The sequence below is a fragment of the uncultured Mailhella sp. genome, assembly GCF_944324995.1.
Lineage (GTDB): Bacteria > Desulfobacterota > Desulfovibrionia > Desulfovibrionales > Desulfovibrionaceae > Mailhella.
On sequence record NZ_CALUYL010000030.1, the window covers coordinates 23140 to 37354 of the forward strand.

The 14215-nt window shown below is 64.3% G+C and carries 10 protein-coding genes; 2 read left to right on the forward strand and 8 right to left on the reverse strand.

Annotated features, from left to right (window positions below; all coding sequences use genetic code 11):
- Nucleotides 1–46 precede the first annotated feature (46 nt).
- Together Q0K02_RS11030 and Q0K02_RS11035 are read left to right on the forward strand one after the other, a co-directional pair.
- Nucleotides 47–1543 (forward strand): cation diffusion facilitator family transporter, encoded by a 1497-nt coding sequence (locus Q0K02_RS11030; RefSeq protein WP_294488748.1) that lies wholly within the window; start codon nucleotides 47–49, stop codon nucleotides 1541–1543.
- 7 nt (nucleotides 1544–1550) lie between these two features.
- Complete coding sequence (locus Q0K02_RS11035; RefSeq protein WP_294488750.1) at nucleotides 1551–2423, forward strand: EamA family transporter; 873 nt, start codon at nucleotides 1551–1553, stop codon at nucleotides 2421–2423.
- Between the two features lie 853 nt (nucleotides 2424–3276).
- On the opposite strand, the gene glpQ is transcribed toward Q0K02_RS11035, so the two are convergent.
- The 8 genes from glpQ to Q0K02_RS11075 all read right to left on the reverse strand — a co-directional run bounded on the left by glpQ (nucleotide 3277) and on the right by Q0K02_RS11075 (nucleotide 13815).
- Nucleotides 3277–4305, reverse strand: a complete 1029-nt coding sequence (gene glpQ, locus Q0K02_RS11040) for a glycerophosphodiester phosphodiesterase (protein WP_294488753.1) — start codon at nucleotides 4303–4305, stop codon at nucleotides 3277–3279.
- A 642-nt stretch (nucleotides 4306–4947) separates the two neighbouring features.
- Nucleotides 4948–5754, reverse strand: coding sequence for a 4Fe-4S dicluster domain-containing protein (locus tag Q0K02_RS11045; RefSeq protein ID WP_294488756.1), 807 nt, complete (start codon nucleotides 5752–5754; stop codon nucleotides 4948–4950).
- Between the two features lie 9 nt (nucleotides 5755–5763).
- A complete protein-coding gene (locus Q0K02_RS11050) occupies nucleotides 5764–7254 on the reverse strand; it encodes an NADH-quinone oxidoreductase subunit C (protein WP_294488759.1) in 1491 nt (496 codons plus the stop codon).
- The gene (locus Q0K02_RS11055) at nucleotides 7254–8753 is read right to left on the reverse strand and encodes a proton-conducting transporter membrane subunit (RefSeq protein ID WP_294488771.1); all 1500 of its coding nucleotides are present in this window, start codon (nucleotides 8751–8753) and stop codon (nucleotides 7254–7256) included. Before Q0K02_RS11055 ends, Q0K02_RS11050 begins: the two co-directional genes overlap by 1 nt.
- A gap of 4 nt (nucleotides 8754–8757) precedes the next feature.
- Nucleotides 8758–9402 (reverse strand): hydrogenase-4 component E, encoded by a 645-nt coding sequence (locus Q0K02_RS11060; RefSeq protein ID WP_294488761.1) that lies wholly within the window; start codon nucleotides 9400–9402, stop codon nucleotides 8758–8760.
- 3 nt (nucleotides 9403–9405) lie between these two features.
- Entirely contained in the window at nucleotides 9406–10335 is a 930-nt protein-coding gene (locus tag Q0K02_RS11065) for an NADH-quinone oxidoreductase subunit H (protein WP_294488763.1), read from the reverse strand.
- Complete coding sequence (locus Q0K02_RS11070) at nucleotides 10335–12350, reverse strand: proton-conducting transporter membrane subunit (RefSeq protein ID WP_294488765.1); 2016 nt, start codon at nucleotides 12348–12350, stop codon at nucleotides 10335–10337. Before Q0K02_RS11070 ends, Q0K02_RS11065 begins: the two co-directional genes overlap by 1 nt.
- A gap of 1063 nt (nucleotides 12351–13413) precedes the next feature.
- Nucleotides 13414–13815, reverse strand: coding sequence for a rhodanese-like domain-containing protein (locus Q0K02_RS11075; protein ID WP_294488768.1), 402 nt, complete (start codon nucleotides 13813–13815; stop codon nucleotides 13414–13416).
- Nucleotides 13816–14215 lie beyond the last annotated feature (400 nt).

The window sequence follows — 14215 nt, forward strand, 5'->3', positions numbered from 1 at the left end:
CCTGTTCTTTTGAACAGAGAACTTTCTATCATAAGAGATGATTTTCATGGACAACAGCAATACCCATGATACGACGCTCGCCGATCTGGAGAGGGTCGAACAGGAAAAACTGGAACAGGAACGCCGCGCCGCCGAAGAGGCCGCGCTGGCCGATGCGGCCAAGAAGAAAGCTGCCGCCTCATCGGTGCTCTGGTCGGCGCTCTTGACGGTCATCAAGCTGGTGGCGGGCATATCCACCAACAGTCTGGGTCTTCTTTCGGAAGCGCTGCACAGCACGCTCGACTTCGTGGCCGCGGGCATCACGTGTCTTGCGGTGCGCATATCGGCGCAGCCTGCGGACGAGCGGCATCCCTACGGACACGGCAAGGCCGAGAGTCTGGCCGCGCTCGCGGAAACCGTGCTGCTGCTCGTCACGTGCGCGTGGATCATCATCGAGGCCGTGGAGCGTCTGTTCTTTTCGGCCGGGCCGGTGGAGCCGTCGTGGTGGGCCTTTGCGGTGGTGATCATTTCTCTGGCGGTGGACATCAGTCGTTCGGCCATGCTGCGCAGGGTGGCGCGGGAACACAAGTCGCAGGCGCTGGAGGCCGACGCCATGCACTTCACGACCGACATCTGGTCGTCGGCGGTGGTGCTTGCGGGCTTGACCTGCGTGGGACTGGCGTCGTTTGCCGAACCTGATTCCATGCTGTACCACGCGCTCACCAAGGCCGACGCCGTGGCCGCGCTGGGCGTGGCGGGCATTGTGCTCATGGTGAGCTGGAACATGGCGCGCAACGCGGTGCTCACGCTCATGGACGGCGGCATGAGCGAACAGGCGCGTCTTGTGCGCGCGGCGCTTGCGGCCAACGCGCCCGCGTATGTTGCCCGCAGCGTGCGCGTGCGCGAAAGCGGCGCGCGGCATTTCGTGGAACTTGTGGTGTCCGTGCCTTCCGATCTGCGCGTGGACATGGCGCATGAAATTTCCACCATGCTGGAAAACGTGGTGCGCGGCGTGCTGCCCGATGCCGAAACCACGGTCCACATGGAGCCGGAAGAGGAAAACCATCGCGATTTCTACGCCACGTCGTATCGTCTGGCGTCGCTGCACGGCCTCATGATTCACAACCTGCGCCTCGTCATGCAGGACGACGGCATGCACGTGGAAGTACACATCGAACTGCCCGACGACATGCCGCTCGCCGAAGCGCATGAAAAGGTGACGGCCTATGAAACGGATCTGCGGCGTCGCGTGGGCGCGGTGTACGTGGTTTCGCACATGGAGCCGAGGGGCGGCCGTTCGCGCTGCGACGCTCATCCCGTGAATCTGGAAGAAGTGAAGAAGGTGGTGGACAAGGCCCTTCAGGATTCTCCTCTGGGCGACGCGCATCATCTGCACGTGTACAACGGCGACGAAGGCACGACCGTGACCTTCCATTGCCGTTCCGATGCGGCCACGGTGGGCGAAGGTCACGAGCTCGCCTCGCGTCTGGAAGACGAAATCCGCGCCGGACTGCCCGGCGTGGGACAGATCGTCATTCACGTGGAACCCCGGCCTTCCAAGTAACTCGCCCGTGTCCTTTCTTGCGCAACATGTCAGGGGGCCGTATCTCGGCGTGCTCATGCTGCTGGTGTCCATCACCTCCACGCAGCTCGGCACGTCCGAGGCCAAGTTCCTCATGATGAAGGTGGGGCCGGAAGTCACGGTAGCGCTGCGCCTTGCCTGCGCCACGCTGCTGCTTTTTGCGGGGCTGCGGCCCTGGCGTCACATGCCGCGCAGGCAGGAGTGGAAAAGCGTGCTCGTGTACGGCGTGGCCATTGTGTTCATGAACGGCTGTTTCTATCAGGCCATTGCCCGCATTCCGCAGGGCGTGGCCGTGGCCGTGGAGTTTTCCGGGCCGCTGATGGTGGCCGTGTGCGCGTCGCGCCGCTGGACGGACTTTCTCGGCGTGGTGCTTGCCGTGGCCGGACTGCTGCTCATTCTGCCGTGGTCGGGGCTCGATGCGGGGATAGACCCGGCGGGCATTGCCTTTGCGCTGGCTGCGGCCGCGGGCTGGGCGGGATACATCGTGTTCGGCCGCCGCGCGGGCGTGGGCGGCGTGAGCGTGGCCGCGTGGGGCATGCTGGCGGCCACGGTGGTGGCCGTGCCCTGGGCGGTGCTGGCGGAAGGCACGCTTCTTTTTCAGCCCGACGTCATTGTCGACGTGCTGCCCTTGGCGTTTGCGGTGGGCTTTCTGGCCTCGGCGCTGCCCTACGGTCTGGAGATCGTGGCGCTGCGCATCGTGCCGCCGCAGGCCTACGGCGTGCTCATGAGCCTGGAACCGGCCGCCGCCGCGCTGTTCGGATTCCTCATTCTCGGCGAGGTGCTTTCGGGGCGGCAGTGGTGCGCGCTGGCGCTCATCATTGCGGCGTCGCTGCTCGTGATGCGCAACGCGAAAAGTTCCTGAACAGGCCGCAATTCTGCTCGCCGGATGCCTGCCGCGTGGCTGCGGAGTCCTTCGGCGTTTTTCCGTGTTTTGGGGAGCGGCGGGCCGCCTTTGGTCCGCCGCTTCTGCATGTTCTGCCCTTCGTCTTCCGTGATGCCCGGCCCCTGCGCCTGGTCATGTTCCGGCGTGCCGTGGCCCCGCTGCTCATTTTTCGGTGGTGGGGCGGGCTTTCGACCGATTTTCCTTCGCCTTTCCCTTCCCCATGTTTCGCCCCGGGCCTCCGGGGCTTTTTTTGTCCGCGAGCCCGGACGCGGGGCCTGGTGAGGGGAAAGGGCTGAAGCGGAGTGCGGAACGCGAGGAAAAAAGGAAACTTTCGGAACCGGAGCGCGGGGAAAATCCGGGGTGAGCAGAACTGCTGCCCCTGTCAGCTCGAATGCGCAGCGAAGCCGAGTCCGGCCGGACGTGGCAAATTCCAGCCCGCGCACGTTGCCGAGTCCCTGCGCGGGGACTTTCCGGGCAGCAAGAGGCAGAGGACGGGGCGGATTTCAGGGCAGGGCGGAGTCTGAGGGCCGGGCGCGCTCTCGGCGCGCGGGACCGGAGTGCGGATCGGAGCGGGCGTTCCGGGTGCTTCGCTTCCCTTCGGCGCGGCTTCTCGCGGGGCTTCCTTTTGTCCTGCAAAGCGCTGCCGCAGCGGGTGGCCCTTGCCCGGGGGGATTTTTGTTGCATCGTCGCCAAGAGCCACGCGTCCGGCCCGGCGCAGGCGCAGGACCAAAAAAGAAGGCCGACCCCGAAAAAGGGATCGGCCTGCGAGTCATGGCTTTATCCGCCGGAAGCGCGGGGAGTGTGCGCTGTCCGTTGGGCGTCGGCGAATGATTCAGCGAAGGTTGTTGGCCTTGAGGTATTCCACCAGCAGGTCCGGGAAGTCGGAGAACATGCCGTCCACCTTGAGCTTCTTGAAGGACACGTCGAGCACTTCGTTGAAGTCCTTGAAGCCCTTGGGCAGGGAATCCTTGCGCAGCGTCCAGGAATGCAGCTTCATGCCGTTCTGACGGGCCAGATCGCCGAGGTTGGACAGCGTGTAGCTCTTGCCGTCGGCCGTGGGCACGGCGAGCAGATTGAAGTTCGGCGCGTAGATGGTGGCGTACTTGGACACTTCCTTGATGCCTTCAGGCGTGGTCAGCCACTTGTGACGGGCCTTGTCGTCCTTGGCGCCCTGGCCGCCCGCGGTGACCAGCATGCAGAGCTGTCCCTTCCAGCCGAGCTCGCGGGCGCGGATCACGGCCTCATAGTCGAAGATTTGCAGAATGGCCTTGCTGTCCGGGGTGTTGTAGCCGAACTTCGTCATGGTGTCGATGGTGGCCTTGAGGATGTCGAGACCCTGATTCATGAAGAAATCGGGTTCCTTCACTTCCACGTACACGCCCACGTTGCGGCCCGTGGACTTGTTCAGGCCCTGCACCTGATAGAATTCCTCTTCCAGGGAGGGAATCTGATAGCCGATGGGCGAATCGGGGAAGCGGCCGGGGAACACGGCCTTGCCGGTCTTGGGATCAAAGCGTTCGGTCACGCGCAGGGTGCGCAGTTCGTCGTAGGTGAAGTCGGAAGAGTAGTAGCGTCCGTTCTTGCGATGGCGATCGGGAAACTTCTTGGCCACGTCGGTGGTGGTGTCCACGAGAATGTCGTGCATGACCATGAGCTTGCCGTCCTTGGTCATGACGACGTCCTGTTCCACGTAGTCCACGCCCATGGCGTAGGCCATGGCCTTGGCGGGCAGGGTGTGCTCGGGCAGATAGCCGCTCGCGCCGCGATGCGCCGCCACGTCGGGCCGGTAGTCGGCGGCGACGGCGGTAAGAGGCAGCAGAAGAGTCAGGGCGAGGGCCTGGGCAAGAAGCGCTTTTCGCATGAATGCTACTCCTGAAAGAGGGTGAACCGGGCGCGCGGCGCGTGATTGCGCATGCCGGATTGAGTTCCCCATATCATGTTGCGCGGGTTTCGTCCAGACGAGGGGCGCAATCTTTTTGTGAAGCCTCTGCAACAAGGGCATTTTGTACTGATTCAAAAAGGGGTTGGAGGCAAAAAAAAGAGACCGTGTGCGTCGGTTCCGCAGCCTCGCGGCTCGGTGGTGCGGAAAAATGCATGCCGCTGGTCTTCGCCGGGGCAGAAGGCGCGGAGGCAGGGCGGTCGCGAACAGGCGGCGACGCGGGAGAAGGGCGCGGCGTGATAGCGCGAACAGGCAAAAGGCGGCGTGAGAGCACAGAGGGCAACGGCGGGCAAAAGGCGCGGCAGGCGTTTTCTTTGTCGGGGTCAACGCGCAGCGCGTGCAGAGGCGACGATCCCTCTCCAGAACGCGCCGCAGCGGTCGGTTGCGCGCGGCGGAGGAAGGTGCGACGCAGCCGAAGGCGACGGCCAGGGCGGACGCAGGACGCCGGATCCCGGTCGAATCCCGGCCGGAGCGCAGCGGAAGCCCCGGAAGCGGGGTTCCGGAAGCCGGCTCCGCATCTGTGGGCGGGGAAAAATCCGCGCCGGAAGCGGGCCCCCGCGCTTGCTACCTGACCATGCGCTTTTTCCATGCCACGGAAAGAATGCCGTCGAGAATGGTCCAGGGGTTGGGCGGGCAGCCCGGCACATAGACGTCCACCGAGCCCTCGGGCAGCACGGCATCCACGCCTCCGCACCCTTCGCGGCTCTTGCAGAACACGCCGCCGGAAATGGCGCACACGCCCACGGCAATGACGATTTTCGGTTCGGGCACGGCTTCCCAGGTGTCGAGCAGGGCCTGACGCATGTTTTCCGTCACCGGGCCGGTGACGAGAATGCCGTCGGCGTGACGGGGAGAGGCCGCGTACTCGATGCCGAAACGGCCGAGATCGTACACGAGCGTGCCGAGCACGTTGACGTCGGCCTCGCAGGCCATGCAGCCGCCCGCGCTCACTTCGCGCAGCTTGAGCGAGCGGGAAAACATGGACAGATCGCGCTTCTGTTCTCCCCGCGCCTGCCGGATGCCGGGCTGATCGACGCCCTCGCCGGCGGCGGGACCGCGCACGATGAGCGCCTCGCGGCTGTAGGCGGCCAGCCGGTGCTCATGGGTGAAGATGATCTTGTGCTCCGGGCACGCCGATTCGCAGGCGCGGCAGAACAGGCATCGGCCCATGTCGATTTCCGGGCCGGAAGCGGCAAGACGCACGGCTCCCGTGGGGCAGGCGGCCAGACAGGCGCGGCTTTCGCAGCCCTTGCAGGATGTGGCCGTAATCGAGGGGAGTCCGGCAAAGCGCGGACTGATGGCGGGCGACACAAAAGGATAGTTCAGCGTGCGGAAGCCCTGATGCAGGCGTTCCCTGATGATGTTCAACATGGCGTTTCCTTACAGATCGTGCCCGCAGTAGGACAGGTTGAAGCTCTTGTTGCACAGCGGAAAGTCGGAAATCTGCTCGCCGCGCAGGGCCATGGCAAGACCCGTCCAGTTGTGGAAGGACGGATCCACAATCTTGTAGGCGAGCCAGTCGCCGTTTTCCGCGGTAACGCCCACGTGGCACACTTCGCCGCGCCAGCCTTCCACCTGCGCCACCGCAAGCCGCGACGCGGGCATGGCGGGCAGCGAAACGCGGCACGGCTCCTCGCCGCACGAAAAGCCGAGCTGCATGAGATCGGTTTCGGCCGAGGCCGCGGAATCGTTCAGTTCGTCGCTGCGCAGAAGCGTGCGGGCCAGCACGTCGCCGGTGGTGCGCATGCGCTTGTGCAGCGCGCCGTTGTCGAGATCGCAGAGCGGCCAGTCCATGCGCGCGTCCACGGACACGCCGCAGGCGCGAGCCGCCATGCCCACGAGGCCGAGCGCGCGGGCGTCTTCAAACGACACCTTGCCCGTGTCCGTGAGTCTTGCAAGCACGCTTGAGGTTTCCAGCATCACGTCCACCGAGGCGCGCGCGTCGCGATAGGCCGCCCGCAGCTTCGTGATGAGCGAGCGGCAAAGCTCGGCGTCGGCGTCCCACTTCACCCCGCCGGGGCAGAGCAGGTTGCGCCCGAAGCGGCTGCCGCAAAGCTCCGCCGTGATGTTGAGAAAGTCGCCGGTAATGCGTCCGTTCCATGCCGAGGTGGGCAGAAAGCCCGTATCGCCGCCGATGGCTCCGAGATCGCGGGTGTGATTGGCCAGGCGTTCGAGCTCCAGCGCCAGACGCCGCAGAAGATGCGCCCGGTTCGTGATCTTCACCCCGCAAAGCCGCTCCAGCACCGTGCAGTACGCCGTGGCGTGCCCCACGGCCGTGTCTCCAGCAATGTTTTCCATGAGCGGCAGCACGAGCTTCGCCGGAGAGTGAAGAATGAGATGTTCCGCGTCGCGATGCTGAAAGCCGAGCTCGATTTCCAGATGCATCACGTTTTCGCCGTAGCACTGAAAGCGGAAATGTCCGGGTTCGATGACGCCCGCATGCACGGGGCCCACGGCCACTTCATGCACTTCGGCGCCTTCCACGCGGTAGTAGTCGGTCTGGGCGGGGCCGGGGCGCGACGAGCGCGGCCCGTTTTCCTGCGGGCGGAAGCGCACGGGCTTGAGCCACGGGTGTCCTTTGGGTTCGATGCCCCAGGTCTCGAAGAGCTCGCGTTCAAAAAGATGCGCCTGCGGGCAGTGCGGCGTGAGCGCGTCGTAGGCGCGGCCCGGGCGGGCGCGCATGGCGTCGAGCAGACGGGCCGAGGCGTCGGCAAGAATGCACAGAACTTCCGTGCCCTTGGGATCGGGCACGCCGAAAAACGCCAGCAGACGCCAGCCTTTGCGGCAGCGCTCCGAGACCGAGGCGCAAAGCGCGTCCATGTCGATGACGGGAAGGTCGTTCCAGGCGATGGATTCTCTGTAGTTGAACATCAGGCCCCCAGAAGCGCGGCGGCGCGGTTGAGCGTTTCCACAAGCCAGTCGGGCACGGCGAGGCCGAGGCCGAGAGCCATGAGGCACAGCGCGGCGGGCGGCAGCACGCTGAACAGGGATTCGTGGTAGTCCCTGGGCACGTCGTGCGGGGGCGTGCCCTGCGCCATGCGCAGCACGGGAATGGACATGCCGATGAAAATGACGGCGAGCGCGGCGAGATACACGAGGGCCACGGCGAGTCCGGCATGGGCGAAGAGGCCCTTCAGAATGATGAATTCGCTGACGAACAGGCCGAAGGGCGGCGAACCCACGATGGCGAGAAAACCTGCCGTCCAGAGTGCGCCGGAGAGGGGCATGTCCTGTCTGAGGCCGCGCACGTCGTAGCTCGACAGGGAATGGTAGCGGGTAAGAATGTTGCCCGCCACGAGAAAGAGCATGCACTTGGTGAGGGAGTGACACACGGCGTGGAGCATGCCGCCGAACAGGGCGCTGCCGCCCACGCCGAAGGCCAGGGCGAGAATGCCCATGTGTTCCACGCTGGAGTAGGCGAGCAGGCGCTTGTAGTGGCCCTGACCCACGATGAACACCGCGGCGGTGATCATGGAGAGCAGGCCGAAGAACACGAGCAGCTTGCCGCTGAACTCGCCGAGGCCCGCGGCCTGCATGATCTGATGCCCGCGCAGAATGCCGAGCAGGGCGCAGTTGAGCAGCGCGCCGGAAAGCAGGCCCGACACCATGGAGGGCGCCTGACTGTGGGCGTCCGGCAGCCAGGTGTGCAGGGGAGCGAGGCCCATTTTGGTGCCGTAGCCCACGAGCAGGAAGATGAAGGCGGCCTTGAGCCAGAGCACGCGATCCGTGCCCTCGATGCCGCGGGCGCTCGCCATGAAGGCGGAAAGCTGATCCATGCCTTCGACGGCGGGCGCGGCGGGATTGTGGAAGGCCACGCTCATGAGAATGTTGCCGAGCAGCGCAAGGGCGATGCCCACCGAGCAGATCATGAGATATTTCCAGGTGGCTTCCATGGAGCTCTGATGCCGGTGAAAATAGATGAGCGGCGCGCTGGCGAGGGTGGTGAGCTCGATGCCGACCCAGAGCGCGCCGAGATTGGCGGTGGTGGTGACGAGGGTCATGGCGGCCACGAAGAAGCACAGGCAGGAGAGGAAGCGCGTTTCCGGGGCGTTGGTGAAGAGCTGGCCTTTCTGGATGTCGCGCTTGACGTGTTTTTTGTCTTCGTCGCGCAGGTAGCCCACGGCATAGAAGGAGGCCGCGGTGAAGAGCACGGCGGCGAGCAGGAGAAAGACCGTGCCGAGCATGTCGGGCTGAAGCAGTCCGAAGAGGGCCGAGGGATGTTTGCCGTCAAGCAGTTCGCGCAGGGTGAGCGAGGCGAGGGTCAGATGCGCGACGGCGGTGACCGCGAGCAGACCGCGGCGGGGCCACGACCCGGGAATGAGCATGAGAAGTCCGGCCAGAAGCGGGACGAGAAGGAGCAGGGCGAGAATCATGTCAGTCTCTCAGGTTGCGGAAGCGCGCCACGTCGATGGAATCGAAGGCGCTGCTGATGTGGTTGATGGCGATGGCCATGACGAACACGGCGGCGAAGACGTCGAGCAGGATGCTGAGTTCAAACCAGACCGAGCCTTCGGTCATGAGGGGAATGCCGAGAATGAAGATGCCGTTTTCCACCACGAGGTAGCCCGTGACCTGAGCGAGCGCCTTGGCGCAGCCCACCACGAGGATGAGGCCGCAGAAAAGCGTGGTGAGGGCCACGGGAAAGAGCAGCGGCGGAAAAAGATCGACCACGGCCGGAATGCGTCCTTCGAGCCAGAGGGAGAAGGCGAGACCGGCCAGCCCGGCGGCCATGGGATACATGCGTCCGAGTCTGGGGCGCACCATGGGTTCGATGCCGAGCTTGTGGCACACGTGCCGGAGAAAGACGGGGAAGCCCACGCCCTTGAGGGCGAACACCGCCGCGGCAAGGAAGACGTGTTCGGCGTCGAGGGCTCCGTTCACGGGCAGGAGCAGCAGCGCGGCGAGCAGTACGCCCTGCACGGCGGAAAGGCGTATGAGCATGAGGATGCGGCCCGACCAGAGCATGATGAGGTCGGTGATGAGCAGCAGCAGAATGACGAACTGGAAGAGCGAGGACATAGGCTACCGAACCAGAGTCAGAATGAGAACGAAGGCGGCGACGGAGCCGGCGAGACCGATGAGCGCGGGCACGACGTGCATGCGCAGGCGCGCCATGACGGATTCGATGACGCCCACGGCGCACGCGGCAAGGAAGAGTCCGAGCAGGGAGCAGAGCGTGTGCGCCCAGACGGGCATGACCGGAATGACGAGTCCCGTGAGCAGCGAGGAGAACAGGCACAGCTTGATGGCGGAACCGTAGAGCACGAAGGCGAGGTTGGGCCCGGAGTGATCGAGCACCATGACTTCGTGGATCATGGTGAGTTCAAGGTGCGTGGTGGGATCGTCCACGGGAATGCGGCAGTTTTCCACGAGCAGGAGCACGCCCGTCACGAAGATGAGCATGACAAGTTCCGGTCGGCCGCTGAGCCAGGCCTGCGGGGCGAAGCCGTTGAAGAGGGTGGAGAGGGAGAGTTCCTTCTGCACGCCGAGGCTCTCCGCGGCGGTGACGATGGCGAGCAGCGCGAGAAAGAGCACGGGTTCGGCGAGCGCGCCGAACAGAGCTTCGCGGCTTGCGCCCATGCCCTCGAAGGGAGACCCTGTGTCGAGGGCGGCGAGAATGGTGGCAAAGCGGCCCATGCCGAGCAGATAGGCGCAGAGGATGAAGTCGCCCTGGAAGGCGAAGGGGGAGGGCACGCCGCCGAGGGGAATCAGGGCAAGCGCGGCTGCGGAGGAAGCCAGCGCCACGGCGGGGCCTGCAACGAACACCCAGGTGGTGCCGTTGCCGAGCACTTCGCCTTTGCGGATGAGCTTGGCGAGGTCGTAGTAGAGCTGGAGCAGGGGCTTGCCGCGTCTTCCGGCAAACTTGGCCTTCACGCGGTTGACGATGCCGAGAGCAAGCGGCGCAAGAAGAAGCGCGAGCGCCAGTTCGGCGAGATAGAGCCAGAGGTTCATTATGCTATCCCCCAGATGAGAAGCGCCACCAGCGTGACGAGGATGTAGAGAATATACATGTTGACCCGGCCGTTCTGGAGAATCTTGAGGGTGTTGCAGGCGCGTTCGGTCCACTGGAAAATGGGCGTGTAGAAGCGGCTGCGCACCACGTCCGGGGCGTCCGCGTCGAGGGAGACGGGCGCGGGGAAGAAGCCTTCGGGCTTTTGCGCGGACACGGTGGTGCCCATGACGGCGCCGAAGATGCGGGCGGCGGGCTCCACGAAGGAGGCGGGGGTGTACTGAATGCGGGGCGTGCCGTACTGGTAGCCGCATCCCCACACCGGGCCGCGTCTGACGCCGCGCCTTGCGAGCAGCGCCCGGCGCACGAGAAGCAGAAGGAGCACGAGCCCAAGGGCCGCGCCGCCGAACAGGGAGATTTTGCCGAGCAGCGTTTCCGTGGCGTCGATGACATCTGCGGCGGGCTGAATGAGGCCCGCGTGCATGACGGGAATGAAGTCCAGCGTGGGCTGAATCATGCTGAAGGCCCAGGGGGCGAACAGTCCGCCGAGAACGCAGGCGGCCGCGGGAAGGCAGAGGGGCAGGAGCAGACGATTTTCCGGCGCGTGCAGGTGTGCGGCCGCTTCGGAACGGGGCTGCCCGAGGAAGGTCATGCCGTAGGCCTTGGCGTACACGGCGGCGGCAAGGCCGCTGGTGAGCATGAGGCCTGTGAGACAGGCGAGCATGGCGATTTTCTGTTCCATGCCGGGCAGTTCAAGGGAACGGAGCATGGAGAGGGAGAGCACGAATTCACCGGCAAAGCCGTTGAAGGGGGGCAGGCAGGCAATGGAAGCCGCGCCGAGGGCGAAGAGCGCGCCGAGCATGGGCATGCGCTGCTGCACGCCGCCGAGGGCGGTCATGTTCACCGTGCCTGCGGCGTGGAGCACTTCGCCCGCGCACAGGAAAAGCAGGCCCTTGAAGGCGGAGTGGTTGAGCATGTGGAAGAGGCATCCGGCAAAGCCGAGGGCGGCGGCCCAGGCGCTGCCGCTGTGTATGCCCACAAGCCCTATGCCTGCGCCCATGACCATGAGGCCCATGTTTTCCACGCTGGAATAGGCGAGCAGACGCTTGAGATTGCTCTGCCCGAGAGCTTTCAGAATGCCCATGAGAGCGGTGAAAATGCCCACGGCCATGAGCAGCCAGCCCCACCAGCCGGGCAGGGACTGCGCCGGGCCGAAGAAGTCGAAGGAGCGGATGATGCCGTAAAGCCCGGCGTTGAGCATAGCGCCGGAGAGCAGGGCGGAAACGTGACTCGGCGCGGCGGGATGGGCTTCGGGAAGCCAGACGTGCAGAGGCGCAAGACCGGCCTTGGCGCCGAAGCCGAAGAGCGCCAGCAGAAACAGCGCGGTGACGTGCGCGGGAGCCTTGGCGGCCATGACGGCGAACAGCGTGGAGCCGCTCTGCTGCCAGAGCAGAGCGAAAAAGGCGATGAGCAGCACCGCGCCGAGATGCGCGGCCACCAGATAGACCCAGGAGGCGTCCTGCACCTGACTGTCGCGGTCGTTGAAGTCGATGAGGAAGAACGGAGAGAGCGACATGATCTCCCACGAGAGCATGAAGAAAAGAGCGTCCCGTGCGGTCATCACGCAGGTCATGCCGAGCAGCAGAAGCAGATAGAAGAGCCAATGCGCGCCGAGATTGTGCTCGGCCGGATCGCTGTGCCGCAGCGAAATGCACCCGGAAAGCGCGCAGGTGAAGCCCAGCGCAAACACGGGCAGCAGAAAGAGACGGGAGAGCGGGTCCAGCCCGAACGCAAACGCGCCGAACGGAAGCCCCCAGGGGAGCATGAAGCTCTCCGCGCTGCTCCAGCCGCCGGAAAAAAGACCGTACGTGCCGAGCATGCAGGCCGCAGCCGCACAGGCCGGACCAATGAAGTTGGCGGTCCTGTTCGTGCCCGCGCTCACCGGACGCAGCGCAATAGCGCCCGTAAGCAGCGCCCCCGCCGCCATGAGCAGAAGTGCCAGAAGAAACGTTTCCATAAATTCCCCGAGTCTGAACGTGTGCGCCCCGCATGAATAAAGACGCAAAGGCGGCCAAACGTTAGACCCGTTGCCCCGAAAACGCAATACACCAGACCGCCCCATTCCTAAAAAAACGCACGCCCCAGCACTTTTCAGCAAATGGGAAAGGCTGAAAGGCAGAAAAGGCAGGAAGAGAGGAAAGGCAGAAAAGGCAGGAAAGGCATGCGGGGGAAATAATTCCCCCCGCGCCCCCCTGATTCTGCCTCCCGGCTTCGCCGGATCGGCAGGACAGGGGGAACGGGAAAATTACGCCCGAAGCGAAGGGCGAAGGGGGGAGTGCCTGCCGGAAGGCCGTCTTTCAACGCACTGGGGCCCCGGGCGACGTCAGGAGCCCGGCCGACGGCAGGCAAGTAGCCGGAACTCACTTCCGGCGTTAAACGCAGCCGCCGTCGTACAAGTTCCGCAGCCTGTACAGTGTGTCTTGCTCAAACGGGCCTGCGTGTTCTTCGGGGGACTGCAAGGTCAGAAATAATTCCCCCCGCGCCCCCCTGTTTCTGCCTCCCGGCTTCGCCGGTTCGGCAGGGCGGGGTGAACGGGAAGATTATGCCGAAGCCAAGGGCAAGGGGGGCGTTTGGAAAGGCAGCGGCTGCGGATGCCGGGGTGCTTGGCAGGCGCTGTTCGGGCTGCGGACGCAGTGCAGGTGTGTCCTTACGGACCCACCTGCGGTGGCCGACTCCTGTCCGACAAATGTCGGACAGTCGTGAGTAAGGAAGGATTTCCAGATGTTTTGGGGAGGGAACGCCGAGGGTAAGTTCGCAGATGCAGACCGGAAAACGTTTTTTCAACGCTTGGGGGCCCGCGACCTGCCTTCAGGCGGTCGCGCCGACGGGCATAAGCAGTCGGGATTCACTCCCGCCGTAAACGCAATGCCCGTCGTGCAAGTGACGCAGCTCGTACAGCGTGTCTTGCGCAAACGGGACTGCGTGTTCTTTGGGCGTCTGCGGGAAAAGCGGAGAAAAAAAATCGGGGGGAAGGTTCCCCCCGACGGAATTGTTGCGGAACTATGAGTTCTGCACGAAGGTTATCTGTAGAAGCGCGGCGCGCCGGAGCTGTAGTCGGTATAGCCGGTGAGGTACCACACCTGATCGGTGGAACGGCCCTGTTCACGCAGAATCTTGAAGGCGATGGAGGCGCGATGGCCGGAACGGCAGATGATGAGCATGGGTTTGCCTTCCGGCACTTCCTGAATGCGGGAGACGAGCTCTTCCACGGGAATGTTGATGGCGCCTTTGACGTGGCCGTCGTGGAATTCCGCCTCGGTTCTCACGTCGAGAACCACGAGATTGTTGCCGAGGTCATTCATAAGTTCCGTGGTCTGGGCCGGGGTGAGGCTGCCGGACTGGGGAAGATCGGCGGCAAAGCAGGGGGAGACGAGAAGCGTGACGGCGAGAAGAAGCGCGGCGCCGAAGCGGGCAAGTTTCATGGTTCCTCCTTGAAGACAGCGGAGCTGTTCCTGTAACGTCTTGAGGTTGCAGTGTTTTTGTCGGCAGAATGTTCGCCGATGGCCGAGAATCCTCTATGCCGGACTTTTTTGCGATACGCAAGAGGACCGGCAGGGGATTTGAGCTGTGTCGTGCCTGCAATCCTTGCGGCATGCGGAATTTCAGCAATGTAACATTTTCTTTCCGAGCTTTTTCCCGCCGCAAAAGGCCGCGGCCTCCCTCATGTTGCCGCGTTTTGACGGACGAATGCAGGATGGGAGCGCCGGGGAGACGAGTGTGGCGGCGTGAGACGGGCGTTTTGAGAGGAGAAAAGAACATCGGGAACGACGTTTTCCTGTCTTCATCACGCCCCAGGCATTATTTCTCCGGCGGCCTTTCCCG

Coding starts and splice junctions, on each gene's coding strand:
- Q0K02_RS11030 (WP_294488748.1), top strand. CDS start 47: ATGGACAACAGCAATACCCATGATACGACGCTCGCCGATCTGGAGAGG.
- glpQ (WP_294488753.1), bottom strand. CDS start 4,305: ATGCGAAAAGCGCTTCTTGCCCAGGCCCTCGCCCTGACTCTTCTGCTG.
- Q0K02_RS11045 (WP_294488756.1), bottom strand. CDS start 5,754: ATGTTGAACATCATCAGGGAACGCCTGCATCAGGGCTTCCGCACGCTG.
- Q0K02_RS11050 (WP_294488759.1), bottom strand. CDS start 7,254: ATGTTCAACTACAGAGAATCCATCGCCTGGAACGACCTTCCCGTCATC.
- Q0K02_RS11060 (WP_294488761.1), bottom strand. CDS start 9,402: ATGTCCTCGCTCTTCCAGTTCGTCATTCTGCTGCTGCTCATCACCGAC.
- Q0K02_RS11065 (WP_294488763.1), bottom strand. CDS start 10,335: ATGAACCTCTGGCTCTATCTCGCCGAACTGGCGCTCGCGCTTCTTCTT.
- Q0K02_RS11070 (WP_294488765.1), bottom strand. CDS start 12,350: ATGGAAACGTTTCTTCTGGCACTTCTGCTCATGGCGGCGGGGGCGCTG.
- Q0K02_RS11075 (WP_294488768.1), bottom strand. CDS start 13,815: ATGAAACTTGCCCGCTTCGGCGCCGCGCTTCTTCTCGCCGTCACGCTT.